Source organism: Bradyrhizobium sp. LA6.1, from assembly GCF_040547805.1.
Classification (GTDB): domain Bacteria; phylum Pseudomonadota; class Alphaproteobacteria; order Rhizobiales; family Xanthobacteraceae; genus Bradyrhizobium; species Bradyrhizobium barranii.
On the sequence record NZ_JBEPQK010000005.1, the window covers coordinates 560,316 to 585,818 of the forward strand.

General features: G+C 64.8%; 25 protein-coding genes and 1 pseudogene. 7 read left to right on the forward strand and 19 right to left on the reverse strand.

Annotation, left to right across the window (positions count from 1 at the left end; translation table 11 throughout):
* The first annotated feature begins 27 nt into the window (after window positions 1-27).
* Together ABIB99_RS16505 and ABIB99_RS16510 are read left to right on the forward strand one after the other, a co-directional pair.
* Window positions 28-417 carry a RidA family protein gene (locus ABIB99_RS16505; protein WP_354176628.1) on the forward strand — a complete coding sequence of 130 codons (390 nt, stop codon included), beginning with the start codon at window positions 28-30 and terminating at the stop codon, window positions 415-417.
* 48 nt (window positions 418-465) lie between these two features.
* Window positions 466-1,908, forward strand: a complete 1,443-nt coding sequence (locus ABIB99_RS16510; RefSeq protein ID WP_354176629.1) for a homospermidine synthase — start codon at window positions 466-468, stop codon at window positions 1,906-1,908.
* Between the two features lie 63 nt (window positions 1,909-1,971).
* Here the strand turns inward: ABIB99_RS16510 and ABIB99_RS16515 are convergent, their stop codons facing one another.
* From ABIB99_RS16515 to ABIB99_RS16575, 13 genes are all read right to left on the reverse strand, one after another.
* On the reverse strand, window positions 1,972-2,712 hold the full coding sequence (locus ABIB99_RS16515) for an acetoacetate decarboxylase (RefSeq protein ID WP_063985719.1): 741 nt from the start codon (window positions 2,710-2,712) through the stop codon (window positions 1,972-1,974).
* A 94-nt stretch (window positions 2,713-2,806) separates the two neighbouring features.
* Window positions 2,807-3,139 carry a hypothetical protein gene (locus ABIB99_RS16520; protein WP_354176630.1) on the reverse strand — a complete coding sequence of 111 codons (333 nt, stop codon included), beginning with the start codon at window positions 3,137-3,139 and terminating at the stop codon, window positions 2,807-2,809.
* 101 nt (window positions 3,140-3,240) lie between these two features.
* Window positions 3,241-3,957 (reverse strand): MgtC/SapB family protein, encoded by a 717-nt coding sequence (locus tag ABIB99_RS16525; RefSeq protein WP_354176632.1) that lies wholly within the window; start codon window positions 3,955-3,957, stop codon window positions 3,241-3,243.
* Window positions 3,958-4,065: 108 nt separating this feature from the next.
* A complete protein-coding gene (locus ABIB99_RS16530) occupies window positions 4,066-7,215 on the reverse strand; it encodes a beta strand repeat-containing protein (protein WP_354176634.1) in 3,150 nt (1,049 codons plus the stop codon).
* 321 nt (window positions 7,216-7,536) lie between these two features.
* On the reverse strand, window positions 7,537-11,079 hold the full coding sequence (locus ABIB99_RS16535; protein ID WP_354176635.1) for an FG-GAP-like repeat-containing protein: 3,543 nt from the start codon (window positions 11,077-11,079) through the stop codon (window positions 7,537-7,539).
* 211 nt (window positions 11,080-11,290) lie between these two features.
* The gene (locus tag ABIB99_RS16540) at window positions 11,291-12,310 is read right to left on the reverse strand and encodes a WD40 repeat domain-containing protein (protein ID WP_354176636.1); all 1,020 of its coding nucleotides are present in this window, start codon (window positions 12,308-12,310) and stop codon (window positions 11,291-11,293) included.
* Entirely contained in the window at window positions 12,310-13,353 is a 1,044-nt protein-coding gene (locus tag ABIB99_RS16545) for a CobW family GTP-binding protein (protein WP_354176638.1), read from the reverse strand. The genes ABIB99_RS16540 and ABIB99_RS16545 overlap by 1 nt, the downstream gene beginning before the upstream one ends.
* A gap of 54 nt (window positions 13,354-13,407) precedes the next feature.
* Window positions 13,408-14,271, reverse strand: coding sequence for a metal ABC transporter solute-binding protein, Zn/Mn family (locus ABIB99_RS16550; protein WP_354176639.1), 864 nt, complete (start codon window positions 14,269-14,271; stop codon window positions 13,408-13,410).
* Between the two features lie 2 nt (window positions 14,272-14,273).
* Window positions 14,274-15,143, reverse strand: coding sequence for a metal ABC transporter permease (locus ABIB99_RS16555; protein WP_354176640.1), 870 nt, complete (start codon window positions 15,141-15,143; stop codon window positions 14,274-14,276).
* 6 nt (window positions 15,144-15,149) lie between these two features.
* Window positions 15,150-15,902, reverse strand: coding sequence for a metal ABC transporter ATP-binding protein (locus ABIB99_RS16560; protein ID WP_071909401.1), 753 nt, complete (start codon window positions 15,900-15,902; stop codon window positions 15,150-15,152).
* 2 nt (window positions 15,903-15,904) lie between these two features.
* The gene (locus ABIB99_RS16565; RefSeq protein WP_063985728.1) at window positions 15,905-16,153 is read right to left on the reverse strand and encodes a hypothetical protein; all 249 of its coding nucleotides are present in this window, start codon (window positions 16,151-16,153) and stop codon (window positions 15,905-15,907) included.
* 44 nt (window positions 16,154-16,197) lie between these two features.
* Window positions 16,198-16,698 (reverse strand): hypothetical protein, encoded by a 501-nt coding sequence (locus ABIB99_RS16570; RefSeq protein ID WP_008138982.1) that lies wholly within the window; start codon window positions 16,696-16,698, stop codon window positions 16,198-16,200.
* Window positions 16,695-17,306 carry a permease gene (locus tag ABIB99_RS16575; protein WP_354176643.1) on the reverse strand — a complete coding sequence of 204 codons (612 nt, stop codon included), beginning with the start codon at window positions 17,304-17,306 and terminating at the stop codon, window positions 16,695-16,697. Before ABIB99_RS16575 ends, ABIB99_RS16570 begins: the two co-directional genes overlap by 4 nt.
* Window positions 17,307-17,376: 70 nt before the next feature.
* Here ABIB99_RS16575 and ABIB99_RS16580 point away from each other — a divergent pair, with 70 nt between their 5' ends.
* Window positions 17,377-17,517, forward strand: a complete 141-nt coding sequence (locus ABIB99_RS16580) for a hypothetical protein (RefSeq protein ID WP_354176644.1) — start codon at window positions 17,377-17,379, stop codon at window positions 17,515-17,517.
* A 4-nt stretch (window positions 17,518-17,521) separates the two neighbouring features.
* Here ABIB99_RS16580 and ABIB99_RS16585 read toward each other — a convergent pair whose 3' ends face one another.
* The gene (locus ABIB99_RS16585) at window positions 17,522-18,118 is read right to left on the reverse strand and encodes a superoxide dismutase (RefSeq protein ID WP_063985730.1); all 597 of its coding nucleotides are present in this window, start codon (window positions 18,116-18,118) and stop codon (window positions 17,522-17,524) included.
* Between the two features lie 232 nt (window positions 18,119-18,350).
* Here ABIB99_RS16585 and ABIB99_RS16590 point away from each other — a divergent pair, with 232 nt between their 5' ends.
* The 3 genes from ABIB99_RS16590 (at window position 18,351) to ABIB99_RS16600 (ending at window position 20,877) form a co-directional block, all read left to right on the forward strand.
* A complete protein-coding gene (locus ABIB99_RS16590) occupies window positions 18,351-18,878 on the forward strand; it encodes a GNAT family N-acetyltransferase (protein WP_354176646.1) in 528 nt (175 codons plus the stop codon).
* Between the two features lie 82 nt (window positions 18,879-18,960).
* Window positions 18,961-20,346, forward strand: coding sequence for an MATE family efflux transporter (locus ABIB99_RS16595; protein ID WP_354176647.1), 1,386 nt, complete (start codon window positions 18,961-18,963; stop codon window positions 20,344-20,346).
* Window positions 20,347-20,442: 96 nt separating this feature from the next.
* The gene (locus ABIB99_RS16600; RefSeq protein ID WP_354176648.1) at window positions 20,443-20,877 is read left to right on the forward strand and encodes a DUF2147 domain-containing protein; all 435 of its coding nucleotides are present in this window, start codon (window positions 20,443-20,445) and stop codon (window positions 20,875-20,877) included.
* Here the strand turns inward: ABIB99_RS16600 and ABIB99_RS16605 are convergent.
* Complete coding sequence (locus ABIB99_RS16605) at window positions 20,874-22,028, reverse strand: DUF3095 domain-containing protein (protein ID WP_354176650.1); 1,155 nt, start codon at window positions 22,026-22,028, stop codon at window positions 20,874-20,876. The two genes, ABIB99_RS16600 and ABIB99_RS16605, sit on opposite strands and share 4 nt — an antisense overlap.
* A 225-nt stretch (window positions 22,029-22,253) precedes the next feature.
* Here ABIB99_RS16605 and ABIB99_RS16610 point away from each other — a divergent pair, with 225 nt between their 5' ends.
* On the forward strand, window positions 22,254-22,631 hold the full coding sequence (locus tag ABIB99_RS16610; protein WP_354176652.1) for a hypothetical protein: 378 nt from the start codon (window positions 22,254-22,256) through the stop codon (window positions 22,629-22,631).
* Window positions 22,632-22,635: 4 nt separating this feature from the next.
* Here the strand turns inward: ABIB99_RS16610 and ABIB99_RS16615 are convergent.
* The 4 genes and pseudogenes from ABIB99_RS16615 to ABIB99_RS16630 all read right to left on the reverse strand — a co-directional run bounded on the left by ABIB99_RS16615 (window position 22,636) and on the right by ABIB99_RS16630 (window position 25,303).
* Window positions 22,636-22,847: pseudogene (locus tag ABIB99_RS16615) on the reverse strand (hypothetical protein).
* A gap of 126 nt (window positions 22,848-22,973) precedes the next feature.
* On the reverse strand, window positions 22,974-23,696 hold the full coding sequence (locus ABIB99_RS16620; protein WP_354176653.1) for an SDR family NAD(P)-dependent oxidoreductase: 723 nt from the start codon (window positions 23,694-23,696) through the stop codon (window positions 22,974-22,976).
* Entirely contained in the window at window positions 23,689-25,071 is a 1,383-nt protein-coding gene (locus ABIB99_RS16625; RefSeq protein WP_354176655.1) for a class I adenylate-forming enzyme family protein, read from the reverse strand. The genes ABIB99_RS16620 and ABIB99_RS16625 overlap by 8 nt, the downstream gene beginning before the upstream one ends.
* Entirely contained in the window at window positions 25,058-25,303 is a 246-nt protein-coding gene (locus ABIB99_RS16630) for an acyl carrier protein (protein WP_014491754.1), read from the reverse strand. Before ABIB99_RS16630 ends, ABIB99_RS16625 begins: the two co-directional genes overlap by 14 nt.
* Window positions 25,304-25,503: the final 200 nt, after the last annotated feature.

Sequence of the window (25,503 nt, forward strand, 5' to 3'; positions counted from 1 at the left end):
CACCCCCTTCAGTCGAGGCCCACGACCATGTCCCGTCGCCTGATCTCCACCGGCTCTCCCCTCGAGAAGACCGTCGGCTACAGCCGCGCCGTGATCGACGGCGAGTTCGCCTTCGTCGCCGGAACCACCGGCTATGACTACACGACGATGACGATGCAATCAGATGTCACGAGCCAGTCACGCAACTGCTTCAAGACCATCGAAGCCGCCCTGAAGGAGGGCGGATTCGAGATGGCCGATATCGTCCGTGCGACCTACTACGTCACCGACGCCAGCTACATCGATGCCCACTTCGCCGTCTGCGGCGAGGTTCTCGGCGACATCAGGCCGGCTGCGACGCTGCTTGTCGTCTCCGCCCTCGCCAAGCCCGAGATGAAGGTCGAGATCGAAGTCACCGCCAAGCGCCGCAGCGCCTGATCCACCCCCCACCCTTTGTCTGCCAGCACGTTCCGGAGAAACCATCCCATGAGCCACCCCTCGCAGATCTACGCGAAGATCACTGGTCCCATCGTCATGGTCGGCTTCGGCTCCATCGGCAAAGGCACGCTGCCGATGATCGAGCGGCATCTCGATTATGACAAGTCGCGCGTCACCGTGATCGATCCCAAGGACGAGGGCCGCAAGGCGCATTGCGAGAAGCAGAACGTCCGCTTCATCCAGAAGGCCGTGACCCGGGACAATTACCGGGAGTTGCTGACCCCGCTGCTCACCGAAGGCGGCGGCCAGGGTTTTTGCGTCAATCTCTCGGTCGATACCGGCTCGACCGACATCATGGAGCTCTGCAACGAGCTCGGCGCTCTCTATATCGACACCGTCAACGAGCCCTGGCTCGGCTTCTATTTCGATTCCTCGAAGGGCCCGGAAGCGCGTTCCAACTACGCGCTTCGCGAAGTGACGCTGGCCGCCAAGAAGGCGCGCCCGGCGGGCTCGACGACGGCCGTCTCCTGCTGTGGCGCCAATCCCGGCATGGTCTCCTTTTTCGTCAAGCAGGCGCTGCTCAACGTCGCCGCCGATCTGAAGCTCAATGCCCCCAAGCCGAAGACCAAGGCCGAGTGGGCGGACCTGATGCGGCAGGCCGGCATCAAGGGCATCCACATCGCCGAACGCGACACCCAGCGCTCCAAGTCGCCGAAAGAGCCTGACGTCTTCGTCAACACCTGGTCGGTGGAAGGTTTCCTGTCGGAAGGCGTGCAGCCGTCCGAACTCGGCTGGGGCACCCATGAAAAATGGATGCCCGAGAATGCGCGGACCCACGAAGCCGGCTGCGGCGCAGCCATCTATCTGATGCAGCCCGGTGCCAACACGCGCGTGCGCACCTGGTGCCCGACCCGCGGCGCGCAGTACGGCTTCCTCGTCACCCACAACGAGTCGATCTCGATCTCCGATTACTTCACGGTGCGCGACGCATCGGGCACGTCGGTCTACCGGCCGACCTGCCACTACGCCTACCATCCGGCCGACGATGCCGTGCTGTCGCTGCACGAAATGTTCGGCCGTGCCGCGAAGATGCAGGAAAAGCACCACATCCTCGATGAGAACGAGATCGTCGACGGCATCGACGAGCTCGGCGTGCTGCTGTTCGGCCACGACAACAATGCCTATTGGTACGGCTCGCAGCTCTCCATCGAAGAGACCCGCCAACTCGCGCCCTATCAGAACGCCACCGGCCTGCAGGTGACCTCCGCCGTGCTCGGCGGCATGGTGTGGGCGCTGGAAAACCCGAACGAAGGCATCGTCGAAGCCGACGAGATGGATTTCGATCGTCTGCTGGAGATCCAGCTGCCGTATCTCGGCCCGGTGAAGGGTTTCTACACCGACTGGACGCCGCTGACGGATCGTCCGGGACTGTTCCCGGAAGACATCGACACGAGCGATCCCTGGCAGTTCCGGAATGTCCTGGTGCGTTGACCTCTCAGCGCTTCCAGTTGATAGCGATGCCCGGCCTTGTGCCGGGCATTTCTTTTTGCCGACCTATTTCGCCAAGTAATCGAACGCCACGCTACCGAGCCCGAGCGTCAGGTCCGCTTTGAAATGCAGCGCCGAGACCACCTCGCGCACCGGAAGGCGGGCGACGTCGCAGAGTGCGTGGGGAAACAGGCCGAGCGCGGCAGGGCCGGTCCAAGCTTCCTTCAGCACGACGTCGTCGAGATGAAACCGCACCAGCTCGCAGATCCGCGGGCTGCCGTCGACATGCGGGATGATCTTCAGGATGAAGTTCGGCGCCGCCATCGATTTCAGCACCATGTCGTGGTCGACCTTGCGGTGCTTGTAACCCATCGTGGCCGAAGCACAGAGGACCGAGCCGTAATGCAGCGAACCGACCAGGACGTCGCTCTCGATCTCGATCTTGGGCCTTGCGAGCTTCTTCGGAAAGCCCCACAGCTCGCGGCCACCGGCGATCGGGGCCTCGTCGTCCAGATACATCGCGTGGGTGTAGCCGCCCTCCTCGCCCTTGAAGCGAACCGGAATCACCTGCCCGGTTTCGGTGTAATCGCCGAATCCGGTCGAGTCGGGCATGCGAATGAATTCGTATTTCACCACCGGCTCCGCCACCTCGAGCGGCTCGGGCACGATGGCGGCGAGGGCTTCGGGATCGGTCCTGTAGGTGATGATGAAATATTCGCGGTCGAAGAAGCGATATGGCCCCGGCGGGAATGCCGGGTTGGTAAGCGGCATCGAATAAGCGGTGCGGCGGACGTCTTCGATCTTCATGGGAGGCCCCATCTGTCGTTGGCGCGACAGATTATGGATCGGGCCGTCTGCCGAGGCGAGATCAAATGCGCGTCACAATGCGCCGGCCGCCGGGCTACCTCTCCTTGATCGGCGGCGCGATCTTCTCCGCGGGCGCCGCCGGCAGTGCCGGCTTGGTCGCCGCGCCCTGAGTCTGCGGGTCGGGGCGCGCGGGCTCGGGGGCCGGCGTGGTCGGCCGGTCGCCGCCGGGCTTGGCTTCCGCGGGCGTCTTGTCCTGATCGCCGGATGGCGTGCCTTGGAGCGGTTGCGTCGCCTGCGCCGTCTGCGTCCGGCTCTCGGCCCGGATCTGCGCCAGCGAGAGGCCTGACACCACGACGCCTGCTGCGAACAGCGAGCAGGCGATCATCAGGTCGCGTTTCAGTCTGCGCTTGTCATTTGGGCCGGGCATGTCGATCACCGCCTTTATCCGCGGGATCAACGAACTTGCCCGACTGCGGTTCCGTGCCGGACGAGGCGGGAACCGTGCCTTCGCACGCCAAAACGCCGCGCTCAGTCTGAGGTGTTAACCTCCCAGGTGGCGTGGCGCACGCCCGGCAGGTGCTGGAGATCGGTCGCCACCGCGTTCAGCTCGTTCGGATCGACCGCGGTCGCAACCAGCTTTGTGACGACCTCGAGAATATCATCCCCGATCTCAACCACGTCGATATCGGCCACCGGATATTTCGCGGCCTCCAGCTTTTCAACGAGCCGGTCGCGCATGTCGGGCAAGGCGTCGGCCGCGACGGCGAGCTTGAAATAGTAGGTCGCCTCCGAGGCCTTCTCGTTCAGCGGAATGCGGTTGATGGCGTTGACCAGCGGGCGCAGCATGGTGTTGCCGGCGATGACGAACACGGTCAGCGCGGCCGCCTGCGCGACCATGTCGGCGCCGGCACAGGAGCCGACCGCGGCGGAGGCCCACAGCGTCGCCGCGGTGTTGAGCCCGCGCACGTCCATGCCCTGCTTCATGATGACGCCGGCGCCGAGGAAGCCGATGCCGGATACGACATAGGAGATCACGCGGACTGCGCCGTCGGCGCCGGTCAGATGCATGGCGAGATCGACGAAGGCGGCGGCGCCGACCGCGACCAGCACGTTGGTGCGCAGGCCCGCGGTGCGCTGGCGGTACTGCCGCTCGGCGCCGATCAGCGTGCCCAGCACGAAGGCCGTGAACAGGCTGACCAGCGTGTCCGCGAAGTCAGCAATCTGGAAGGTCGTCAAAAACCGCATGGTCCCTCGCACGGGTTGGCAAACGATCTATGCGAGAGTGCCGACGAGGTCAATTTGAACGGGCACCGGCTGTGGAAGCCGATGCCCGGTCGTCTTGTTTTCTCCGCCTTAGTGAGCGGCCGCGAGCAACGTCTGCTGGGGCGGCGCATAGCTCAGCACGGTGCCGCCATTGCCGTCGGCGGAGAGCGCGAAGGACGAGGCCGAGTATTGCGCCAGCAGAGCCCAGGAGTAGCTCTGGCCGCCGTCGGTCGTGACCGTCAGATTGTTCGCGCTATCGACATCGAGGCTGCTGATCACAGTGTTGCGGAAGTCGATGGTGTCATCGGCGCCGAAATTGGCGATCGAGCCGGCCAGGCCCGCCGGCATGTCCAGCACCAGCGTCGCGCCGTCGGAGCCGCCGAAATCGACGTTCGGGAGCAGGCCGCCAGCGTAGACATGCTCGCTGCCGCCATCCAGATGCGCGTTCGAGACGTTGCCGCCCGCCCCCACTTCCTGCTCGCCACCACCGCTGACGGTCGTTGCGGTCGCAGCACCTGCGACGAACTGGTAGCCGCCATTGATCGTCGCGCTGCCGTCGGTGGCGCCGGCGTCCACGTACTGGAAGCCGCCGGCTGCGATCGTCGTGCCCGTTGTCGCGCCACCGGAGCCGACATATTGCCGCCCGCCGGCATTGATGACGGTGCCGGCAGCGTGGCCATTGCCGAGCACCTGCTGATTGCCGTCGAGCACGGTGTCGGTGACGGTACCTTGATAAACATCCTGGTAGCCACCCGCCGCAACCGTCGTTCCGGCGGCGCTACCGCCCTGATAGACGTGCTGGGAGCCGCCACTCGCGACGAGGACGCCGTTCGCCGTGCCGTAGTCGTATTGATTGCCGCCGGCGCCCACCGTCGTACCCGTCGCCGTTCCGCTCAGATATTGCGTTCCGCCGTCGATCGTCGAGTTGATGTCGCGGCCGCCGGCGGCAACGGACTGCTGTCCGCCAGCCTTGATCGTGGTGTGGGCCGAGGTGCCGTTAGCGTAGACCTGCCCGAAACCGTACAACAGGGTATCTGTCGCACGCCCACCAGCGCGGATGTCCTGATAGCCGCCGGCTTCGATCGTCGCGCCGGTCGTGCCGGTGCCAAAAACATGCTGCTGGCCGCCGTTCTTGACCACCGATCCGGTCGAGATGCCGTAGTCTTCTTCGATTCCGTTGCGCAAGACGGTCGCCCCGACCGAGGTGCCGCGGACAACAAGGCTCGAGTTGAAGGACGAGGAGGCCGCCGCGACGATCGCGTTCTCAAGTGAGGCGCCGCTCGCTAGCGTGTAGCCAAAGGCGAGAGGGATCGATTGCGACACGCCGGTATTGCCGGCGGCGTCGCGCAGACGGGCCGTCACATAGGAAAGTCCGGTTGCCGGAGACAGATTGTCCAGCCGCCAGGTGCCGTCGGCGGCGCTGGTGACTGCGTGATCCGTTGGACCAAACGACAAGGTGAGCGCGGAGGTCGCGTCAGCCAGGTCGAGCGTGCCCCGGACGGTGATCGAAAAGGGCGTTGCATCGGAATTTTCGATGCTCGTGATCGCGAGGACGGGGGCGGTCGCATCGACCGTAAAGGTGAATGCGGGCCCGGGGTTGCTATGGTTGCCCAGGCTATCCGTGGCGGTCGCGGCGTAGCTATAGGTCGAGCCGTCCTGGAGGCCGGACACGCCGAGGCTCCAGCTGCCGTCGCTGCCAACCGTGGTGACGCCAACGACGGAATTGTCGCCGGCATTCGTGACCGTGACGGTGTCTCCGGCATTGCCGGAGCCGGACAGGGTCGTCATCCCGCCATGGAAGTGCGCCGCGTTGATGTAATTGTTGCCGTCCGCACCCGGCGTCACGTCCGCATCGACGATGGTCAGAGCCGGAGGCGTGCGGCTGATCGTGTATTGCGTGGTGGTCACATTGGGCGCGGTGAGGAGGACATCCTCGCCGGTCGAGGAGTTGCTCGTTGACCACTCCACCACAACGTCGGCTTTTCCGTCTCCATTGAGGTCACCGACGGTGATTCCGTTGACGCCCGTGTCGAGCGGCAACGTCAGCGCCGGACCGAACGTGCCGTCACCGCGACTGTAAAAGGTCGAAAGCGTGTTGTTGCTGCTAGCGACCACGGCGAGGTCTGTTTTACCGTCGCCATTGAAGTCCGCGGCCGCCAAGTTCCAGATGGGCGCCGGTGTCAGGAAGGTCTGTGGCGACGCGAAGGTGCCGTCGCCGTTGCCGAGCAGGATCGCAATCGAGTTGTTGGTTCCGAGTGCAAGATCAAGCTTGCCGTCGCCGTTGAAGTCGCCGCTGATCGTTCTGGATGAGGTGCCGGCCGTGATCGGGGATTGGAACGTGCCATCCCCGTTGCCAAGCCGCACGGCAACCGGCGAACTTGACGAGTCCTGCACAAGCAGATCGATCTTTCCATCGCCGTTGAAATCTCCGCTCGCGAAGGCGTTGGAGGCATTCGTGGCAATGGGCGATCCGAAAGAACCATCGCCGTTACCGAGCAGCAGCGACGTGCCGATGTTGTTCGACATGATCACGTCGGCCCTGCCGTCGCCGTTGAAGTCGGCAAACGCCCTGATATTGCCGCCAGTGCTGCCACCCGTCGCATACTTCGTCGCCGCCGCGAACGTGCCGTCGCCATTGCCCAGCCTGACGTCCAGGGTCCCGGTGAAGATGTTGCCCATCAGGACGTCCAGCTTGCCGTCGCCGTTGACGTCGCCGAGTCGAATCGACGATTCCAGCTCCGAGGCGCCGGTCAGCGAGGTTTGCGTGAACTGGCCCGTGCCGTCATTGGTCCTGACATCAAGAAAGTATGCGGAAGCGCTGACGGTTCGGATGTACACCATATCCTGCTTGCCATCGCCGTTGACGTCGCCGACCGCCGCCGTGTTGATGATGCTGAAGCGCGGACCGCTCATCTGCGTTTCGGACTGGAACGGCCCGACATAATAGCCGCTGGAATCGTGCACATTGGTGCCGGTCAGTTGCAGCCCCAGCGAACCGCTGCCCGAGCCGGTGTTGACCGTGACCGTGTAGCTCGCGCCGTTGCTGCCAGCCACCGGCGTGATGTCCGTGATGCCGGCACCATTGATGCTCCCCGTCGTGGCGAGGGTGAACTGATCGACCGTGACGCCGGACACCGGCTTCGAAAAGGTGACGGTGTAGTGCACGACGGACGCGTCGGTCGACGACGGATCGGTGCCTGTGATGCTGACGAGCGTCGGAAGAACGGGGATGAGTGGCATGGGGATTCCCTGGCGTGGCGCTTGATGCGAGGATTCGAATTGCACGCCGGCTCCGGACAGGCCGACGCCAAGCGCAACTGATCGCGCGGCAGCAATTCGAAATTGCACGCCGTGCTCTCTACATCTGCGACCCTACAGGGACTGCTTGTCGGTTATGTTACACATTAACGATAAGCAACATAACGCAGGGAGCCTGTGCCTCGCAGAAACCGGTCCCTCGCAAGATCGACAGACGATCCATGCGAGAGTTGCGCCGCGGTCAATTTGAACGGGCATCGGCGCTATGGAAGCCAATGCCCGTCCGTCTTGGTTTTGCCTGCCTTAGTGAGCGGCCGCGAGCAAGGTCTGCTGTGGCGGCACATAGCTCAGCATCGTTCCGCCGTTGCCGTCGGCCGCGAGCACGAAGGACGAAGCTGCGTACTGCGCCAGCAGCGCCCAGGAGTAGCTCTGGCCGCCGTCGGTCGTGACCGTCAGATTGTTCGCGCTGTCGACATCGACACTACTGACCACCGTGTTGCGGAAGTCGATGGTGTCGTCAGCGCCGAAATTGGCGATCGCGCCAGACAGGCCCGTCGGCGCGTCGAGCACCAGCGTTGCGCCGTTCGAGCCGCCGAAATCGACGTTCTGGAGCAGGCCCCCGGCGTAGACATGCTCGCTACCGCCGTCGAGATGCGAATTCGCAGCGATGCCGGTTGCGCCGACATCCTGCTCGCCGCCGCCGCTGACGGTGGCGCCGGTCGCCGTGCCCGCCACGAACTGGTAGCCGCCGCTGATCGTGGCACTGCCGTCGGTGGCGCCGGAGTCCACATACTGGAAGCCGCCGGTCTCGATGGTCGTGGCGGTGGTTGCGCCGCCCGAACCGACATATTGCCGCCCGCCGGCATTGATGGTGGTGCCGGTGGCATGGCCGTCCGTGAGCACCTGCTGCTCACCGTCGAGCACGGTGTTGGTGACTGTCCCCTGGGAAACGTCCTGATAGCCGCCCGCCGCAACGGTCGTGCCATCCGCACTGCCGCCCTGATAGACATGCTGGATGCCGCCGCTCTCGACAAGAACCGCGATAGACGTCCCGTAGTCGTACTGAACGCCGCCTGCGCCAACGGTCGCGCTCGTCGTTGACCCGACGATGTACTGCCGGCCACCAGCGATGGTCGCACCGCTGTCGGTGGCGCCGGCGTCGACATACTGGAAGCCGCCGATCGCGATGGTCGTATTGGTGGTCGCGCCACCGGAGCCGACATATTGCCGGCCACCGGCATTGATGACGGTGCCGGCAGCCTGGCCACCGGCAAGCACCTGCTGATTGCCGGCGAGCACGGTGTTGGTGGCCGTCCCCTGGTAGACGTCCTGATAGCCGCCCGCAGCAACGGTGGTGCCGCTGGCACTGCCGCCCTGATAGACGTGTTGGGAGCCGCCGCTCTGGACCATTGCGCCGGTCGCTGTGCCGTAATCGTATTGATTGCCACCCGAGCCGATCGTGGCATTCGCGCTGCTGCCCGTCACATATTGCGTACCGAAGACAGTCGCATCGTGGTCGGCGCCGGCCGTGCTTTGGGTGCCAAGAGCCTCGATGACGGTGCCGTAGGTGCTGCCGTTGACGTAGATGTTCTGGAGTCCGCCCGACTTGATCGTGGTGTGGATCGCCGTGTTGCCGACCGTTTGCGTGCCATAAAGCACCGTGTCCTTGGCGGTCCCCTGGAAGCTCACGAGCTGAGTGGCGCCAGCCTGCACCAGGGTCCCGGTCGCCGTGCCGTATTCGAGCCCTTGGCTCCCACCATTGTATATCGTTGCCCCGGTCGAGGTCCCGCGGACGATTTCGCCCGCGCCAGAGAGAACGATCGCGCCGGTCTCCGCGGCGTTGGAATCCACGGTGAAGAAACTGTCGACAACCACCGCGTTGGCGAGCTGCGTGCTGGAGACAAGCGTATAGTTGCCCCTGATGAGCGTATAGGTCGGCGAGGCGCCGACATTGCCTGCGGCATCCGAGAATCTAGCCACGATCGTCGTCAATCCGTATGGCACGACCTGGCTATTGAACTGCCACGATCCGGTCGCGCTGGAGACGATCACGTCGGTCCCTCCGATCGAGACGGTCACCTGCGCCGGCACGTCGGTCGTCGCCTGCAGGGTGACCTTCGGGTTTGACACCGACGAGTCGGCCGACAAATTGATGCCCGTGATCCCGAGCGATGCGGTCGCATCGACCGTGAAGGTGAACGCCGGGCCGACGCTGCTGTTGCCGTGGGAGTCGGTCGCAGCCGCGACATAGCTGTAAGTGGTGCCGTCCTGCAGGCCGGACACGCCGAGGCTCCACGTGCCGTTCTGGCCGACCGTGGCCGTGCCGACGACTGCGTGAGTCATGGCGTCGGTGACCGAGATGGTGTCGCCGGCATTGCCGGTGCCGGCCAACGTCGTCGCTCCACCATGGAAATGCGCCGCGTTGATGTAATTGTTGCCGTCGGCGCCGAGGGTGACGTCCCCGTCGGTGATGGTCAGAGCCGGCGACGTCCGTACGATCGTGTACGCCGGTCCCGTCTCGCTGGATGAACCGGTCAGCAGGATATCGGTGCCCGAACTTTGAGTGAAAGGATTGGTGCCGAATTGATATCCGACCAGAACGTCGGCCTTGCCGTCGCCGTTCAGGTCACCGGCGCCGATCTGCCCGGCGGTCTTGTCGAGCGGCGAGATCCTCACTTGCCCGAACGTGCCGTCGCCGTGACCGAAGAAGGTCGAGAGCGTGTTGTTGGTTCCGACGACCACGAGATCAGCCACGCCATCGCCGTTGATGTCGGCGACGGCGCCGGATCCGATCGTACCCGCCGCCTGAAGAGTCGTCCCGGACGAGGTGAAAGTGCCGTCGCCGTTGCCGAGCAGGATCGAGATTGTGGCGCTGCTGACGGCCGCCATGTCGAGCTTGCCGTCACCGTTGAAATCGCCGGTGAGGACAGATGTCGCCGTCCCGACCGGGGACGACGGAGCCTGGAACGTGCCGTCACCATTGCCGAAGCTCAGCGCTATTGCCAGATTGGTCGAATTCCTCGTCACGAGGTCGAGCTTGCCGTCTCTATTGAAGTCGCCATAGGCGATGGAGCCGACGCCGAGATTCGTGGTGATGGCAGTCCCAAACGTACCGTTGCCATTTCCTGGCAGGACCGTGCTGCCGACGACGATGTCGAGCACGCCATCGCCGGTCACGTCGATCACTTTAGGTGTTTGATAGACGCCGCTGCCGGCGGAATAGCTCGTGTTGGCCCCGAACGTGCCGTTACCGTTGCCGAGACGAACAGTCACGGTACCGTCGAGGGTGACCTGTGCGATGTCCAGCTTGCCGTCGCCATTCAGATCGGCAAGCGCCAGCAAGGGCAATAGGCCTGGGCTCGAGGTGTTCGAGGCTGAGGAGAAGTGACCGGTGCCGTCGTTCAGCGCCACGCTGACGTAGCTCGGGTTGACGAAAAAGTTTGTCCCCATCACGACGTCCAGCTTCCCGTCTCCGTTGACGTCGCCGATCGCGAAGGACGTCGGGCTGTTTACGGTCAGCTTCGATTCGGATTGGTACGGTCCGACATAGTAACCATTGGTATCGTGGACGTTGCTTCCCGTGAACTGGAGCGCCACCGAGCCGGAGCCGAATCCGGTATTCACCGTGACCGTATAGCTCGAAAGATTGCTGCCGGCGACCGGTGTCACGTCGGTGATGCCCGCGCCGCCGATGCTGCCACTCGTTGCAAGGCTGAACTGATCAATCGTGACGCCAAGAACAGGCTTCGAGAACGTGACGGTGTAGTGCACCGTTCCGGCGTCGGTCTGGGTCGGATCGGTCGCTGTGATGCTGGTGATGGTCGGAAGATCGGGGATGACGGGCATCTGAATTCCCTGCGGTGGCGCGTGTTGATGCGAGGATTCGAAATGCACACTGGCCCCGGACAAACCGGCGCCAGGCACATTCGATCGCGCGGCAGCAATTCGAAATTGCACGCCGTGCTCTCTACATCTGCGACCCTACAGAGGCTGCTTGTCGGTTATGTTACGCGATAACAAAAATAACATAACAGGGAGAGGCTGTGGATAGTCGGCCTCATAGCTCCAGTAGACCGCCGTCCCCATTTTCGTCGGCGAAGGCCAGCAGCGTGCCCTTGGCGTTCCAGGCAATCGCGGCGACCGGAGGCGTGCCATTGCGGCGAACGAGGATCTCGGCGCCGTCCTCGAGCCGCACCATCAGCACGGTGCCATCGCTGTAGCCGGCGGCGAGGATGTCGTTCTTCGGATGGCAGGCGACCACGGACACGCGCGCCTGCAGCGGCGCGAGCATCGCGGGCTCCTTGCCCATCGGGCCGTCCTTGCTGCCGAACGGCCAGATGATGACTGTGTCGGCACCCGAAGTCGCCAATCCTTTGCCGCCCGCGCTCCATGACATCGAGCGGACGCGGCCGGGATAGCCGGTCATGCGCATGTGCCTGTTGTCGGCAAGCCGCCAGCCGTGCAGCGCCGCCTCGTGCATCGTGGTGACCAGGAACTTGTTGTCCGGGCTGAAGGTGACGCCGAGATGCGAGCCGGCCCAGGGCAGGAATTCGGCCGATCCTTCCATGTTCGGAAACCACAGCGTCGCGCCGTTGTAATGGGCAATCGCGAGCCGCAGGCCCTTTGGCGCGAAGGCGAGGCCGCCGACGGTCGAGGGCACCTCGATCGACTTCTCCTCGGTCTTGCCGCTCTTGACGGTGGCCGTCTTGCCGGCCGACCAGGCATAGGCACCGTCGGGATGCAGCGCCACCGCGTCGATCCAGCGCCGCTTGGGGTCGGTCGCGAGCAGCGCCACCTCACCCTTGGCGTCGAGCGACACGACCTTGCCGTCGTCGCCGCCCATGACGAGGCGCTTGCCATCGGAGGCGGTCGACAGAATGCCGCTACTATGCACGGCGACCGTCGTGATCTCGCCCTTGGCGTCGACGAACGCGACATTCTCCTCGCCACCGACGAAGGCGGCGCGGGGCCCAAGGAAATACACCGAGGTCACGCCCATCCCGAGCGTAACAGGCTTGACGCGATCGGTGACGGAGACGATCGAGGCGGAATCGGGGGCCGGCGTAAACTCTTTCATCACGAGACGATGCAGCTCTCAAAACCCTCGCGAATGGCCTTTTCCGGCAATTCGCGACCGATGAAGACGAGGCGGCTCTCGCGCGGCTCGCCGTCCTTCCACTTCCGCTGGTGGTTGCCCTCCAGCATCATGTGGACGCCCTGGAAGACATAGCGGTCATCATCGTCGTGGAAGGCGAGGATGCCCTTCGAGCGCAGGATCTTGCCGCCCTCCACCTGCACCAGGTTCTGGAGCCAGGGCATGAACACGTTCGGATCGAGCGGCTTGTCGGTCTTGAGCGACAGCGATTGCATGTCCTCGTCGTGATAGTGCTTCAGGCCGTGGCCGTGATCATGGTGGTGATGGTCATGGCCATGATGGTGATGATCATGGTCGTGGTCATGATCATCGGCCTCCAGGAAATCCGGCTCGATGTCGAGGATGCGGTCGAGGTCGAAGGCGCCGCGGTCGAGCACGTCCGCCAGGGCGACCGAGCAGCGCTCGGTGCGATGTAGCTTGGCATAGGGGTTGATGGCGCGGATGCGGGCCTCGACTTCGGCGAGCTCCGGCTTGGTGACCAGATCGGTCTTGTTCAGCACGATGACGTCGGCGAACGCGATCTGGTTCTTGGCCTCGGGCGCATCCTTGAGCCGGTCCGACAGCCATTTGGCGTCGGCAACCGTGACGACGGCGTCGAGCCGCGCGTTCTTCTGCACGTCCTCGTCGACGAAGAAGGTCTGGGCGACCGGCGCCGGATCGGCAAGGCCGGTGGTCTCGACGATGATGGCGTCGAACTTGCCCTTGCGCTTCATCAGGCCGTCCATGATGCGCACGAGGTCGCCGCGCACGGTGCAGCAGATGCAGCCGTTGTTCATCTCGAACACTTCCTCATCGGCGCCGATGATGAGGTCGTTGTCGATGCCGATCTCGCCGAATTCGTTGACGATGACGGCGTATTTCTTGCCGTGGTTTTCCGACAGGATGCGGTTCAACAGCGTGGTCTTGCCGGCGCCGAGATAGCCGGTCAGCACGGTCACGGGAATTTTTGGGGACGCTTCAGACATGACAACTCCGGGTCGGGCTTTTTCGCGCGACGCACGGCGGGGTGGCCCCCTGCCCTAGTGGTCAAGCGCGCTGGTCAGGGCCTTTATATTGTGCCTGACCATATCAATGTAAGTGGGTGCAAGGCCCTTTTCGCCGGTCAAACCGTCCGAAATCAGGGTCCCGCCGACCTTGGCCCCGGTCTCGGCCGCGATCCGCCGGATCAGGCGGTCATCACTGATGTTTTCCAGGAACACGGCCGGGATCTTTTGGGCCTTGATCTGGCCGATGATGGCCGCGATGTCCCGCGCGCTGGGCTCGGTCTCCGTGGAGACCCCCAAGGGGGCCACGAACTGGACACCGTATTCGGCGGCGAAATAGCCGAAGGCGTCGTGGGTGGAGATCACCTTGCGCCGGCCCAGTGGGATTTTCACCACGGCCTCCCGCACCTCGCGGTCGAGCGCTTCGAGCGTGTCCAGATAGGCCTTTGCCCGGGCGCGGAAGAACTCGGCGTCGTCGGGGTCGGCCGCGGCCAGCGCATTGGCGATGTCGCTCACGTAGATCTTGGCGTTGGGGACGGACTGCCAGGCGTGCGGATCCGCGGCCGAGCCGAGCTTCAGCGGTGCGATGCCGGCACTCACGGTGACCACCTGCGCCTTGCTTCCTGCGGACTGCACCAGACGGGGCAGCCAGCCTTCGAGGCCGAGCCCGTTGACGATGACGAGCTTTGCATCCGCAATCCGCTTCGCATCGCTTGGCGCGGGCGTGTAGACGTGGACGTCGCTGTCGGGACCGACCAGCGTCGTGACGTTGACCCGATCGCCGCCAACGTTCCGGACGAAATCGCCGAGGATCGAGAAGCTCGCGACGACGTTAAGCCGCTCGGCCGCATGCAGCGGCGAGGCGATCAGCAGGAGCACACAAAGCAGGAGGCGCCGCATCGTCACGCTTCCAGATGCCGGCCGGGAAACATCTGCCGGACGATACCACCGACGCGGCCGAACAGCACCGAGACCATGTAAAGCACCGTCGCCACCAGAATGATCGCAGGCCCCGACGGCACGCGGGTCTGGAACGACAGCACAAGGCCCAAATAGCCCGCGACGGCGGCAGCGACGACGGCGATGCAGATCATGACCGTGAGATCGCGCGACCAGAACCGGGCAATGCCGGCCGGCAAGATCATCAGGCCCACCGCGAGCAGCGTGCCGAGCGCCTGAAAGCCGTTGACGAGGTTGATCACGACGAGCGCGAGGAAGGCGAGATGCGCGGGGCCGCCGGCACGGCTGACGGTGCGCAGGAACAAGGGATCGACGCTCTCGATCACCAGCGGGCGATAGATCACCGCGAGCACCAGCAGCGTCACCGTGGCGTTGAAGGCCACTACCAGCAGGGTCTGGTCGTCCATCGCGAGGATGTTGCCGAACAGCACGTGCAAGAGGTCGATATTGGTGCCCTTGATCGAGACGATGGTCACACCCAGCGCCAGCGACGCTAGATAGAAGGTCGCAAGCGAAGCGTCCTCCTTGAGCCCGGTCGAGCGCGCGACCACACCGGCGAGGATTGCGACGGCAAAGCCTGCAACCAGGCCGCCGGCCGTCATCGCGAACAAATTGAGGCCGGAGAGCAGGAAGCCGACCGCAGCGCCAGGGAGGATCGCATGCGCCATGGCATCGCCGACGAGGCTCATCCGCCGCAGCATCAGGAACACGCCGATCGGCGCCCCCGCCAGCGACAGCGCGATCACGGCCGCAAGCGCGCGCCGCATGAACTCGAATTCGGTGAACGGGCCGATCAGCGCGTCATAGATCATCTGCGATCACGCCGCCCGCGAGTGTCCGTCCTCGGCGCAAGCCGTGGCACTATCGTCAAAAGCCTCGCACATCCGCATCGCGACCAGCAGGTTTTCCGGCGTCAGCACCTCCGCCGTCGGCCCCCAGGCCACGGGACCGCGCGCCAACACCAGCGTTTCGGTGAAATGGTTGCGCACCATTTCCATGTCGTGCAGCGCGGCGAGCACGGTGCGGCCCTCGCCGTGCCAGTGCTTCACCAGCGCGAGCAGATCGGCCGTGGTCTTGCTGTCGATGGCGTTGAAGGGCTCGTCGAGCACGATCAGGCGCGCGTCCTGGAGCAGCACGCGCGCGAACAAGATGCGCTGCATCTGCCCGCCCGAGAGCGTTCCGATGGGGCGGTTCTCGAAGCCGTTGAGGCCGACGGAAGCGATCGCGCGCAGGATCTTCTCCCGCGCAGCCTTGCCGATGCCCCCGAACAGGCCCGCGTCGCGCCACAGCCCGGTGCCGACGAAGTCGAACACCGAGATCGGGAAGCTGCGGTCGATCTCCGCGCTCTGCGGCAGATAGGCGATATCGCGGCTATCGAGCCCGCCGAGATGGATGCTGCCGTCGAGCGGCCGGAGGATGCCGACGATGCCGCGCAACAGCGTCGACTTGCCGGCGCCGTTCGGGCCGATCACGGCGACCAGCGCACCGGAGGCGACCTCGCCGTTGAGATGATGCACGGCCGGATGCCGGTCGTAGCCGAGCGTGACATTATGGAAGTGCACGGCCGCCATGGTCACCTCATCGCCAGGAAGACCACGCCCCAGAGCACGGCGCAGACGGCAAGCGCGGCCGCGAGGCGGCCGGCCATGGTCATGCGCAGGATCGACCAAGGCGCGTCCTGGGCCGGATGGGGCGAGGCCGCATCATGGACATGGGCGTGGGTATGATCGTGCCCATGCGAATGCCCGTCGCCATGAGAATGGTCATGGGACTGGCCATGAACGTGGTCGTGGTGATGAGCGTGGGACGCGGCGGGAACCATACCAGCGACGTTATATTATAACATTACCCCTGTCCACGGCCGGCTCAGGGCTTGCCGATCACCATCGCGATGGCGGCGGCGACGAACGGGAACGGCACCGAGACGGCGCAGCGGAACCAGACGAACCGGGCCGGCATGAACGGGATTTCCCATAAAATCACCCGCTGGAAGGCAAATAAGGCCCAGGCGACGACGTAGGCAACCACCTGCGGCACCCCGCCGCCCGACTTCAGCGCCACCGTGCCGATGGAGAAGCCGATCACGGGTCCGCCGGGCGTGGCGGCGCCGGCGACCACGGCGGTCGCAACCCCGAGCCAGCCGCTGTCCGGCCCGAGCCAGCCGGTGATCACCTCCTGCGGGATGATGGCGGCGATGTAGCCGGAGCCGATCACGCCGAGCGCAATGCGCGGCACGATGTTGATGAAGTCCATGGAGCCTTCGCGGAGCGAGGCCTTGAACACCGGCGGGCCGCGGCGGAAGGCGATCAGGCCGACGCCGAACACCGAGCCCCACAGCAGGATGTCGATGAGAAGCGCGGCGCTCAATTCTCGTCGTCCTTCGCGGCCGGCTGCGGATAGATCCGGACATAGACGAAGCGGCCGAGCGCGCCGGCGAGCACCGGCAGCGGCAACGAGATCAGGATCCGCCACAGCGTGAAGTCGGTGCCCATGATCGGGATTTCCCAGGCCACCGCGCGGCCGTACCCGATCAGGGTCCAGCTCACGACCATGGCGATGGTGGCGCCGAAATCGGCGCCGACGGCGAGCAGCGCGCTCGCCACCGGATAGGCGGTGAAGGGTCCGCCCGGCAGGATCGCGCCGAAGGCGGTGCCGATCAAAAGGCCCATCAGGCCAGATTTCGGCCCGAGCGAGCGCGAGACTTTTTCGTGCGGCAGGATTTCGGAGATGAAGGCCCCGAGCAGGCAGCCCGCCAGCACGCGCGGCAGGATGCCGCCGAACAGCGAGAGGTCGTGCGTGAGAATCTCCAGGACACCGTCGGTGCCATCACGCCGCCAGACGAGGCCCGCGCTCACCGCCACCAGCACCGCGATGATGATGGTCGACCAGCCGATCGGCTTGCGCACACGCCCCGGCCGCGGCTCGGACTCCGTGTCCTCGGCAGGCGCCGGATTGTTCGGGGAAGGCTCTGACAACGGGCTCGGTGGGCTCGAGGGTGATGCCCATCCTGATTAAGGGCGCCGCCCATGCGATGCAAACAGTACGATGACCGGAAGCGATGCGCACCTCGCGCAGGGCCATGCGAAGCAGCAGTCGAATTCCGCACAGCAAAAAGGCGGCCGCGCATGCGACCGCCTTTTCGAGTTCGTCATCCCGGAGCGGCGACGCCGCACCCGGAAAGTGTGATGGCTCAGGCCTTGTCGAACAGGGACTCGACGTATTCCCAGTTCACGAGGTTCTCGACGAACGCCTTCAGATAGTCCGGACGGCGGTTGCGATAGTCGATGTAGTAGGAGTGCTCCCAGACGTCCACGCCGAGGATCGGGGTGGCGCCGTGCACCAGCGGATTCTCGCCGTTCGGGGTCTTGGCGATCTCGAGCTTGCCGTTCTTGACCTGGAGCCAGGCCCAGCCGGAGCCGAACTGGCCGACGCCGGCCGCCTGGAAGTCCGTCTTGAACTTCTCGAAGCCGCCGAGGTCCTCGTTGATCTTCTTCTCGAGCTTGCCCGGCAGCTTGGTGCCGCCGCCATTGGGCTTCATCCAGCTCCAGAAGTGGATGTGGTTGTAGTGCTGGCCGGCATTGTTGAACACGGCCGGGTTCTTGCCGAACGAGCCCTTGACGATCTCCTCAAGGGACTTGCCTTCCCATTCGGTGCCCTTAAGCGCGTTGTTGCCGTTGGTGACGTAGGCCTGATGATGCTTGTCGTGGTGGAATTCCAGCGTCTCCTTCGACATGAACTGGCCGAGGGCGTCATAGGCGTAAGGGAGTGGGGGCAGCGTAAAGGTCATGGGTTGTTGTCCGCGACTGATGGGGAACTGGCTTAACGGGGACTCTTATAGAAGGTTCCACCGCCGTTAAATACCGCCAATTTGCGAAATTGCGTGATGCGGCCGATTGGCCGGATTGCATAAAATCGACGCATCGTGGGGCGCGCTTCGACAGGCCGTAAAATATCATTGCCTTTGAGGCGCTTAAGGCAGAACGAACGCACCACGGCGCGGAGATGCGGAAGAGAGAGCGATGAGCATCGAAATCGACATTCTGAACGGCGACGCTTCGTGGCGGATCGCACAGCCCCTGCTCAGTGCGGTCTGGGGACGCGACGCCGCCGAGAAGCCGTCGTGGGGCCACGTTAAATGGGCCAATGCCGACCTTCGCGTGCTGATCGAGACGCCCGAGGACGGCCTCGTCTGCCACGTCGGCATCTACTTCCGTACCGTCACCTGGAATGGACAGAAGGTTCACATCGGCGGCATCGGCGGGGTCTGCACCCGCGAGGACCGACGCGGCCGCGGCTACGCGACCATGGCGATCGACGCAGCCATCCACACCATGCGCGCCAACGAGGCGGTCCGTTTCGGGCTGCTGTTCTCCGAACTGAACAATTTTGCGTTCTACGAAGCCCGCAGCTGGCTGCCCTTCAAGGGCGAGGTCTATTGCGAGCAGCCGGAGGGTCGGATCCGCTTCGACTACATGGCGCCGTACGTCTTCAACATCGTCCGCGCGCCGACGCTGGGCACCATCGACCTATGCGGCCTGCCCTGGTGAGCCCTGCGTGAGGGGAGGACTGGCGCGAAGATGCTGCGCCCTATAAGATGTCGACCATCATCCAATATTCCGCCCGGTGGACATGACGATCGACGCCTCCGCAGACGCCGCGCCGCCACGTGCACCGGTCGCTTCCCCCATTGCGAGCCTGCTGACGGCGCCGATCCTGCCGACACTGCTGCGGCTCGCGATCCCCAACATGATCGCGATGGTCGGCAGCACGCTGGTTGCGATTGCCGAGACCTCCTATATCGGCCGGCTCGGCACCATTCCGCTGGCGGCGATCGCGCTGGTGTTTCCGTTCGCGATGCTGACGCAGATGATGAGCGCGGGCGCAATGGGCGGCGGCGTTTCGTCCGCGATCAGCCGCGCGCTCGGCGCAGGCGATCGTGACCGCGCTGCGACGCTGGCGCTGCATGCCGCCATCATCGGCCTCTGCGGCGGGCTGTTCTTCACGGTGATGATGCTCGCCTTCGGCCGCAGCTTCTTCACGCTGCTCGGCGGACGCGAGCGCGTGCTCGAGGAAGCCAGCGGCTATTCGCAAATGCTGTTCTCCGGCGCGGTCGCGATCTGGCTCGTCAACACGCTGGCCTCGGTGATCCGCGGCACCGGCGACATGCGCCTGCCTTCGATGATTCTGATCGGGGCGAGCGCGCTCCAGATCGCGCTCGGCGGCACGCTGGGGCTCGGCCTGTTCGGCGTGAAGCAATTCGGCATGCCCGGTGTCGCCGCCGGCCAGCTGATCGCCTTCACCTGCGCGGCGATCTTCTTCCTCTGGTATCTCCTGTCCGGCCGCAGCCGGCTGCCGCTGAGGGTCCGCGCCTTCCATTTCGAACGCGCGATGTTCCTGGACATCCTCAAGGTCGGCGCGGTCGCCTGTCTGTCGCCGCTCCAGACCGTGCTCACGATTCTGATCTTCACAAAAATCCTCGCGACCTTCGGCACCGAGATGCTGGCCGGCTACGGCATCGGCTCACGGCTGGAATTCCTGCTGATCCCGATCACCTTCGCCTTCGGCATCGCCTCGGTGCCTATGGTCGGCATGGCGATGGGCGCCGGACATGTGAAACGCGCGCGGCGTGTCGCCTGGACCGCGGCCGCGGCTTCAGGATTGACCGTCGGCCTGATCGGCCTCGTCATCGCGCTTGATCCGGCGTTGTGGGTATCGCTCTTCACCGGGGATCCCGGCGTCACCGCGGCGGCGCACAGCTATTTCCACTGGGCAGGGCCGGCCTTCGCGTTCTTCGGCATGGGCGTGTCGCTGTATTTTTCCTCGCAAGGCGCAGCGCGCGTCGGCGGTCCGGTGCTCGCCTCCACGGCGCGGCTTCTGATCGTCGCGATCGGCGGCGTCGGCCTGATGATGGCGCAGGCGCCGGCCTGGACGTTGTTCGCGCTGGTCGGCGGCGCCATGGTCGTGTTCGGGCTTTCGACCGCGGCCTCGGTCGCCTTCGCACGCTGGGGCAAATGAGCGCAGGCAAATAAGCGCGGGAATGTGATTCCATCCAGCGTTGCACTATCCTGCCGGACTGCTATGGAGGCGCCTCCATTTTCGGGGGCACTTTCCATGTTCGGCAGATTCGCCATCCTTTCCGTCATCCTGACTGCACTGTTTGGTGCGACCGCCGCCCACGCGCAGAGCGCCGATGGGACCTGGCTGACGCAGGCCGGCGATGCACGCGTCAAAATCAGCAAATGCGGCGGCGGCATCTGCGGCCATATCGTCTGGCTGCGCGAGCCCTATGACACCGCGACCGGCCAGCCTGCGACCGACAGCAAGAATCCCAATCCTGCGCTCGCCAAACGCGCGATGATCGGGCTGCCGCTGTTCAGCGGCATGGAGCCCTCAGGGGCAAACAAATGGTCGGGCCAGATCTACAATGCCGATGACGGCAGCACCTATGCGAGCAACGTCTCCGTGACTGGTGCGGATTCGCTGCGGGTCGAAGGTTGCGTCGGCGCGCTCTGCGGTGGCGAGACCTGGACCCGCGCGGGACGCTAGCTCGCGCCCGCCATCATCGCCTTCAACGCCGTCGCCGCCGACGCGTAGCCGCCGCGCGCGCCGTCGATGAAATGGACATGGTCGCTGCGCAGCGCCGACGGCGTGAAACAGGTCATCATCGCGGCGTCCTGCGGGTAGAGGCCGTAGCGCACGACGCCGTCGCGCGCCGCAGCCGCGAGACGGTCGCTCAGCGCGCGCTCGAGCTGCGGGGTGCAGTCGAGGATCATGCGCAGGCCGTCGTCATATTTGCGGAAGTCTGAATTCTCGACCACCTGGCGCTTATAGATGTTGGGTACGAAGCCGCCGACGTTGAGGTCGAAGCGCATGATCAGGTAGACGAACAGCGTGTAGGCCAGCACGCGGGCGCGGCGCGCGACCAGCGGACCGCCGCGTTTGGTGCGGGCTTCGAATTCCAGCCCCTGCGGCGGCCATTTCAGCGGCGGCCCCTGCGGCGGCACCGGGCGGCCGCCATCAGGGCTGCGCTCGACGAGATGGATGATGTCCTCGATCACCTTGCGGAAGGCGTGCGGATCGACACCGCGCGCCGGCATCACCAGCACCGACAGGATCAGGCCGCGCGCGGACGGCATCACCTCGAAGCGGCAGGACAGGCCGGAAAGATCGGGCTGCGTGCCGGCGGGCGCCTCGGCGACCGCGAACTCGCCGCGCTTCATGGCGGCGTCGGCCCAGGCGAGCCCGCCGCCGGAAAACATCGCATAGGACAAATTGGCTGACGGACCGAAGCGCGCGACGCGTACGTCGAGCCCTTGCGCGCGGATCGCACTCACCGGCACCAGCGCGACGCGCATCTTCAGATCGAGATCTTCCCGCACCCAGGTCGCGGTCGCAGCCAGCGCCTCGCGGGCGCGTTCGACATCGGAAGGCGCGACCGCAAAGCTCGCGCCGTCGCCGCCGAACACGAAGGGGAATTCGCGTCCCTCGAGCGCGTTGGTCACCGCCGCGATCACGGCGGCACCGGCCATGTTGACCGCCTTGTAGCGCTGCGCCGCAATCGCCTTGGTGGAATCGACGATGTCGGCAACGCCGATGCTCCAGTCGTCAGGCAATGGCGAATAGAGCGCGGGGTCCATCAGGCTGGTGAAGCCGCGAAAGACGGGAATGCTGCCGTAGAAGGATTCGCCTGATGTCATCGACTGATGCCGGATGGTTGGGAAGCGCGTCCGAGGAAGATACGAGGCAGGATCGATCCGGGTTCGCCGCCCGGCGTCCCCTCTTTCGATTCCCGATCATTGGCCGAAATGCACCCGGACAACAAGATCGCGCACGCTGCAAATGCCGCAGTCCGTCATTGATCGGCGTCAAAGAGCCGGCCGGAAGAGCGGCTATGGTCGGGGCATATCCAGAGATTACATGGGATGATCGAAGTGCCCTACTTCGGCAACAAGGACTCGACGGCTCCGGTGCGCCGGCGCACGGGGCTCGATCCGCTCAGCGCGGTGAAGATGCCGGAAGCACTGACCGCGGCCGTGGACGCCTGGGCTGAAGCTCATCACTTGTCGCGTTCGGCTGCGATCTGCAAGCTGGTCGAACTGGGGCTGAAGGTCGCGCCCCCGGCATTCTCGTCGGCCCAGCCGGTCGCATCCGACGCCACCAGGATCGAGGCGCTGGCCGTGCACGAGATCGAGCGGCTGCTCGACCCCGCATTGCCAACGGACGAACGCGAACGCCGCATACGCCGCCTGACCGAAGGGCCGCCGGAATTTTCACGCGAGCGGATTGACCTGCCGAAGTGAACGCCTAGTGGAGCTTTTCGTCCTCGCGCTTGCGCAGGGCGTCGAGAGAGAGAGATCGTGGCAGCCGACCAGGCGCACGAATTGCTGCGGATACATTTCATGACCGTGTCCGCCGGAATTCTGATGCGTCATCGGGGGGCAATGGACATCGTCCGGCTTCGCGCGAGGCTCCTCGATCCGGGCGTGGTTTGAAGCGGTCATGTTTGAAGTGGCCATCGACTGCTCCCTCTCGATTAGGGCAGATCGATTGACGTAAGCCAATCGATTGCGGGGCATCTTACGACCAAATCCGGCTCGATGTCATTGCGTCGGATCAACTCAATTGTCGCGGCGGAGTTCCGCTTACGCCGTATTCCCCGCATCGATCGTGAATACGGTGCCGGTGACGTTGCGGCCGCCCTCGCCGAGCAGATATTCCACCATGCGCGCGACATCGTCGGTCTCCGGCAGGCGACGCAGCGCGCTGCGGCCGGCGATGCGCTTGCGTCCTCCGTCGGAGAGATTGTGGGTCAGCTCGGTGTCGATGAAACCGGGCGCGATCGCGTTCACGGTGATGCCGAGCTTGCCGACCTCGCGCGCGAGCGAGCGGGTGAAGCCTGTGGCGGCGGCCTTGGTCGCGCCGTAGACGGACAGGCCGTTGTAGCCCGTGGTCGCGATGATCGAGGAGATGTTGATGATGCGGCCGGCGCCGTCCGCCATCATCTGGCGCGCGACATATTTGGTGAGAATGATCGGCGACAGCACGTTGAGCTGCACCAGCGCCTCGATCTCGGAATTGTGCATGGTGGCGAGCAGGCCTTCGGTGCCGAGGCCGGCATTGTTGACGAGGCCGTAGATCGGGCCGAACTCGTCGCGGATTAGCTTTGCGAACGCCGGGATCGCGTCGATCACGGCGAGATCGCAGGCGCGGAAATGCAGGCGCCCTTCGGAGGGGCCGATCGCCGCCCTGAGCTCGTCGCTCTCGCGCCGTGCCGCCGCAATCACGTTATAGCCGGCATCAGCCAGCCGCTTGCCGATCGCAAGGCCGATGCCGCGGCTGCCGCCGGTGACGAGGACATTATGCATCGGTGCGCGCCAGTTTTCCGGCCGGGGTGACGTCGAGCGCCTCGACGAAGCGGATCACCGCCGGCACCTTGTGGGACGCGAGCTGCGCGCGGCACTGATCCAGGATCTGGTCGCGGATCTCCTTTGCCCGCGCCTGATCGGTGCCGTCGGCAAGGATCACGTCGGCGACGACGATGCCGCCGGTGATCGGGCTGCGGCGCGACTTCGCCCGCGACATCCGCACGTCGGCATGGCGGTTGATGACCGCCTCGATCTCCTCGGGATGAACCTTCAGCCCGCCGATATTGATGATGCCGCCGCGGCGGCCGACGAAATAATAGCGGTCACCGCGCAGCTCGACGATGTCGCCGCTATCGACGAACCCGTCGTCATCGGTCAGCGCGGCCGCATTGCGGCCGATGTAAGCATGCGCCGTGCGCGTCGAGCGGATGCGCAGCGAGCCATCCACGACCTTCATCTCGACGCCGTTGCGGTTGCCGAGATAATCGGCCGGAAAGCCCTCCAGCCCGTCATTGACGGCAAAGCCGACGCCCGCCTCGGTCGAGGCATAGGCGTGACCGACGGAGGAATTGGGGAACGCGGCCTTCAGGCCGTCGAGCACCGCCTGATCGGCGATCTCGCCGGATAGACGGACGTATCCCGGCATGAACTGTGCAGCCGAGCCGCTCATCAAGAGCTTGCGCCAATGCGATGGCGTGCCGGAGATATGGGAGACGCGACGCGCGTTCAGGCGCGCGACGTGGTCGCCGAGCGCTTCATGCGGATCGGACAGCACCATCGAGCCGCCGGAGAGAACCGCGCGCAGGAAAATCTGCAGGCCGCCATAGCGGCGAATATCGTAGAATGTCGCCCAGACCGGCGCGGGTCCGCGCGCAGGGCCTTCGGCGACGATGGCGCCCGTCAATGCTTCCAGCGTATGGCCGGCGATTTTTGGTACGCCCGACGTGCCGGACGTCAGCATCAGCCATTCGGTGGCGCGTTCGGTCCTGGCCGGCGTGGCGGCCTGAAGCGGCAATTGCGCGGTGACGACGAGCGCGATTGTCTTTGCGGCCCATTGCGCGGGCTCGTCGGTGACAACAGCATCGATCTCGGCGTCCGCGATCAGCGCGTCGAGATGCGCCGGATTGAGATCGGGCGGGCACAGCAGCATGCGCCGCGCGACACCATCGAGCTCGATCATGGCGAGGCCCGATTTGAGCTGGTCCGACAGCTTCAGCAGGACAGAGCGGCCCGCCAGCTCACGCAGGCGGCCGCCCAGAACCGTATGCGGCAGCACGTCCGTCAGCGACACCACATGATGGGCGTCGGAGATCGTGCGGCTCTTGAGCTCCGGGCTTAGATAGTCGCGAAGCGCGAAAATCTCACGCGGGGACATTTTCGTAGGCCCGCACGAAATCGCCCACGGTGGCGGGGAACGCTACGTCCTCAGAAATGGTGAAGGGATCGACGCCGGTCTCGTCCTCGAGGCGCGCCACCAGAATTGCGAAGGCGAGGGAATCGAAACCCGTCTCGTGCAGGGACAGATCGTCCGAGAGTGCAGGAAGCGTGACGTGCTGCTCCTTGGCGATCTGCTGGATCGCTTCGATGACCTTAGACCTTACCGACATGGCTGGCTCACTCTTGTTATTGATGGTTCGTGTTGCAGCGGCTCTTGATGACCGCCTCCCCAAGGCCCGTGTTGTTTACCCGACAGAAGTAAATGGCTTCTTGGACAATTCAGATAAAATTGGACCTATCTGGCGGATTTTGCTGCGTGTTGCAGTGAGGTGAGCACGCTGCTCGCATTCCCTCCCCCCTTGCGGGGGAG

Excerpts from the sequence above, each read along its gene's own strand:
- ABIB99_RS16505 (WP_354176628.1), top strand. The coding sequence starts at position 28 with ATGTCCCGTCGCCTGATCTCCACCGGCTCTCCCCTCGAGAAGACCGTC.
- ABIB99_RS16510 (WP_354176629.1), top strand. The coding sequence starts at position 466 with ATGAGCCACCCCTCGCAGATCTACGCGAAGATCACTGGTCCCATCGTC.
- ABIB99_RS16515 (WP_063985719.1), bottom strand. The coding sequence starts at position 2,712 with ATGAAGATCGAAGACGTCCGCCGCACCGCTTATTCGATGCCGCTTACC.
- ABIB99_RS16520 (WP_354176630.1), bottom strand. The coding sequence starts at position 3,139 with ATGCCCGGCCCAAATGACAAGCGCAGACTGAAACGCGACCTGATGATC.
- ABIB99_RS16525 (WP_354176632.1), bottom strand. The coding sequence starts at position 3,957 with ATGCGGTTTTTGACGACCTTCCAGATTGCTGACTTCGCGGACACGCTG.
- ABIB99_RS16530 (WP_354176634.1), bottom strand. The coding sequence starts at position 7,215 with ATGCCACTCATCCCCGTTCTTCCGACGCTCGTCAGCATCACAGGCACC.
- ABIB99_RS16535 (WP_354176635.1), bottom strand. The coding sequence starts at position 11,079 with ATGCCCGTCATCCCCGATCTTCCGACCATCACCAGCATCACAGCGACC.
- ABIB99_RS16540 (WP_354176636.1), bottom strand. The coding sequence starts at position 12,310 with ATGAAAGAGTTTACGCCGGCCCCCGATTCCGCCTCGATCGTCTCCGTC.
- ABIB99_RS16545 (WP_354176638.1), bottom strand. The coding sequence starts at position 13,353 with ATGTCTGAAGCGTCCCCAAAAATTCCCGTGACCGTGCTGACCGGCTAT.
- ABIB99_RS16550 (WP_354176639.1), bottom strand. The coding sequence starts at position 14,271 with ATGCGGCGCCTCCTGCTTTGTGTGCTCCTGCTGATCGCCTCGCCGCTG.
- ABIB99_RS16555 (WP_354176640.1), bottom strand. The coding sequence starts at position 15,143 with ATGATCTATGACGCGCTGATCGGCCCGTTCACCGAATTCGAGTTCATG.
- ABIB99_RS16560 (WP_071909401.1), bottom strand. The coding sequence starts at position 15,902 with ATGGCGGCCGTGCACTTCCATAATGTCACGCTCGGCTACGACCGGCAT.
- ABIB99_RS16565 (WP_063985728.1), bottom strand. The coding sequence starts at position 16,153 with ATGGTTCCCGCCGCGTCCCACGCTCATCACCACGACCACGTTCATGGC.
- ABIB99_RS16580 (WP_354176644.1), top strand. The coding sequence starts at position 17,377 with ATGACCGGAAGCGATGCGCACCTCGCGCAGGGCCATGCGAAGCAGCAG.
- ABIB99_RS16585 (WP_063985730.1), bottom strand. The coding sequence starts at position 18,118 with ATGACCTTTACGCTGCCCCCACTCCCTTACGCCTATGACGCCCTCGGC.
- ABIB99_RS16590 (WP_354176646.1), top strand. The coding sequence starts at position 18,351 with ATGAGCATCGAAATCGACATTCTGAACGGCGACGCTTCGTGGCGGATC.
- ABIB99_RS16595 (WP_354176647.1), top strand. The coding sequence starts at position 18,961 with ATGACGATCGACGCCTCCGCAGACGCCGCGCCGCCACGTGCACCGGTC.
- ABIB99_RS16600 (WP_354176648.1), top strand. The coding sequence starts at position 20,443 with ATGTTCGGCAGATTCGCCATCCTTTCCGTCATCCTGACTGCACTGTTT.
- ABIB99_RS16605 (WP_354176650.1), bottom strand. The coding sequence starts at position 22,028 with ATGACATCAGGCGAATCCTTCTACGGCAGCATTCCCGTCTTTCGCGGC.
- ABIB99_RS16610 (WP_354176652.1), top strand. The coding sequence starts at position 22,254 with ATGATCGAAGTGCCCTACTTCGGCAACAAGGACTCGACGGCTCCGGTG.
- ABIB99_RS16620 (WP_354176653.1), bottom strand. The coding sequence starts at position 23,696 with ATGCATAATGTCCTCGTCACCGGCGGCAGCCGCGGCATCGGCCTTGCG.
- ABIB99_RS16625 (WP_354176655.1), bottom strand. The coding sequence starts at position 25,071 with ATGTCCCCGCGTGAGATTTTCGCGCTTCGCGACTATCTAAGCCCGGAG.
- ABIB99_RS16630 (WP_014491754.1), bottom strand. The coding sequence starts at position 25,303 with ATGTCGGTAAGGTCTAAGGTCATCGAAGCGATCCAGCAGATCGCCAAG.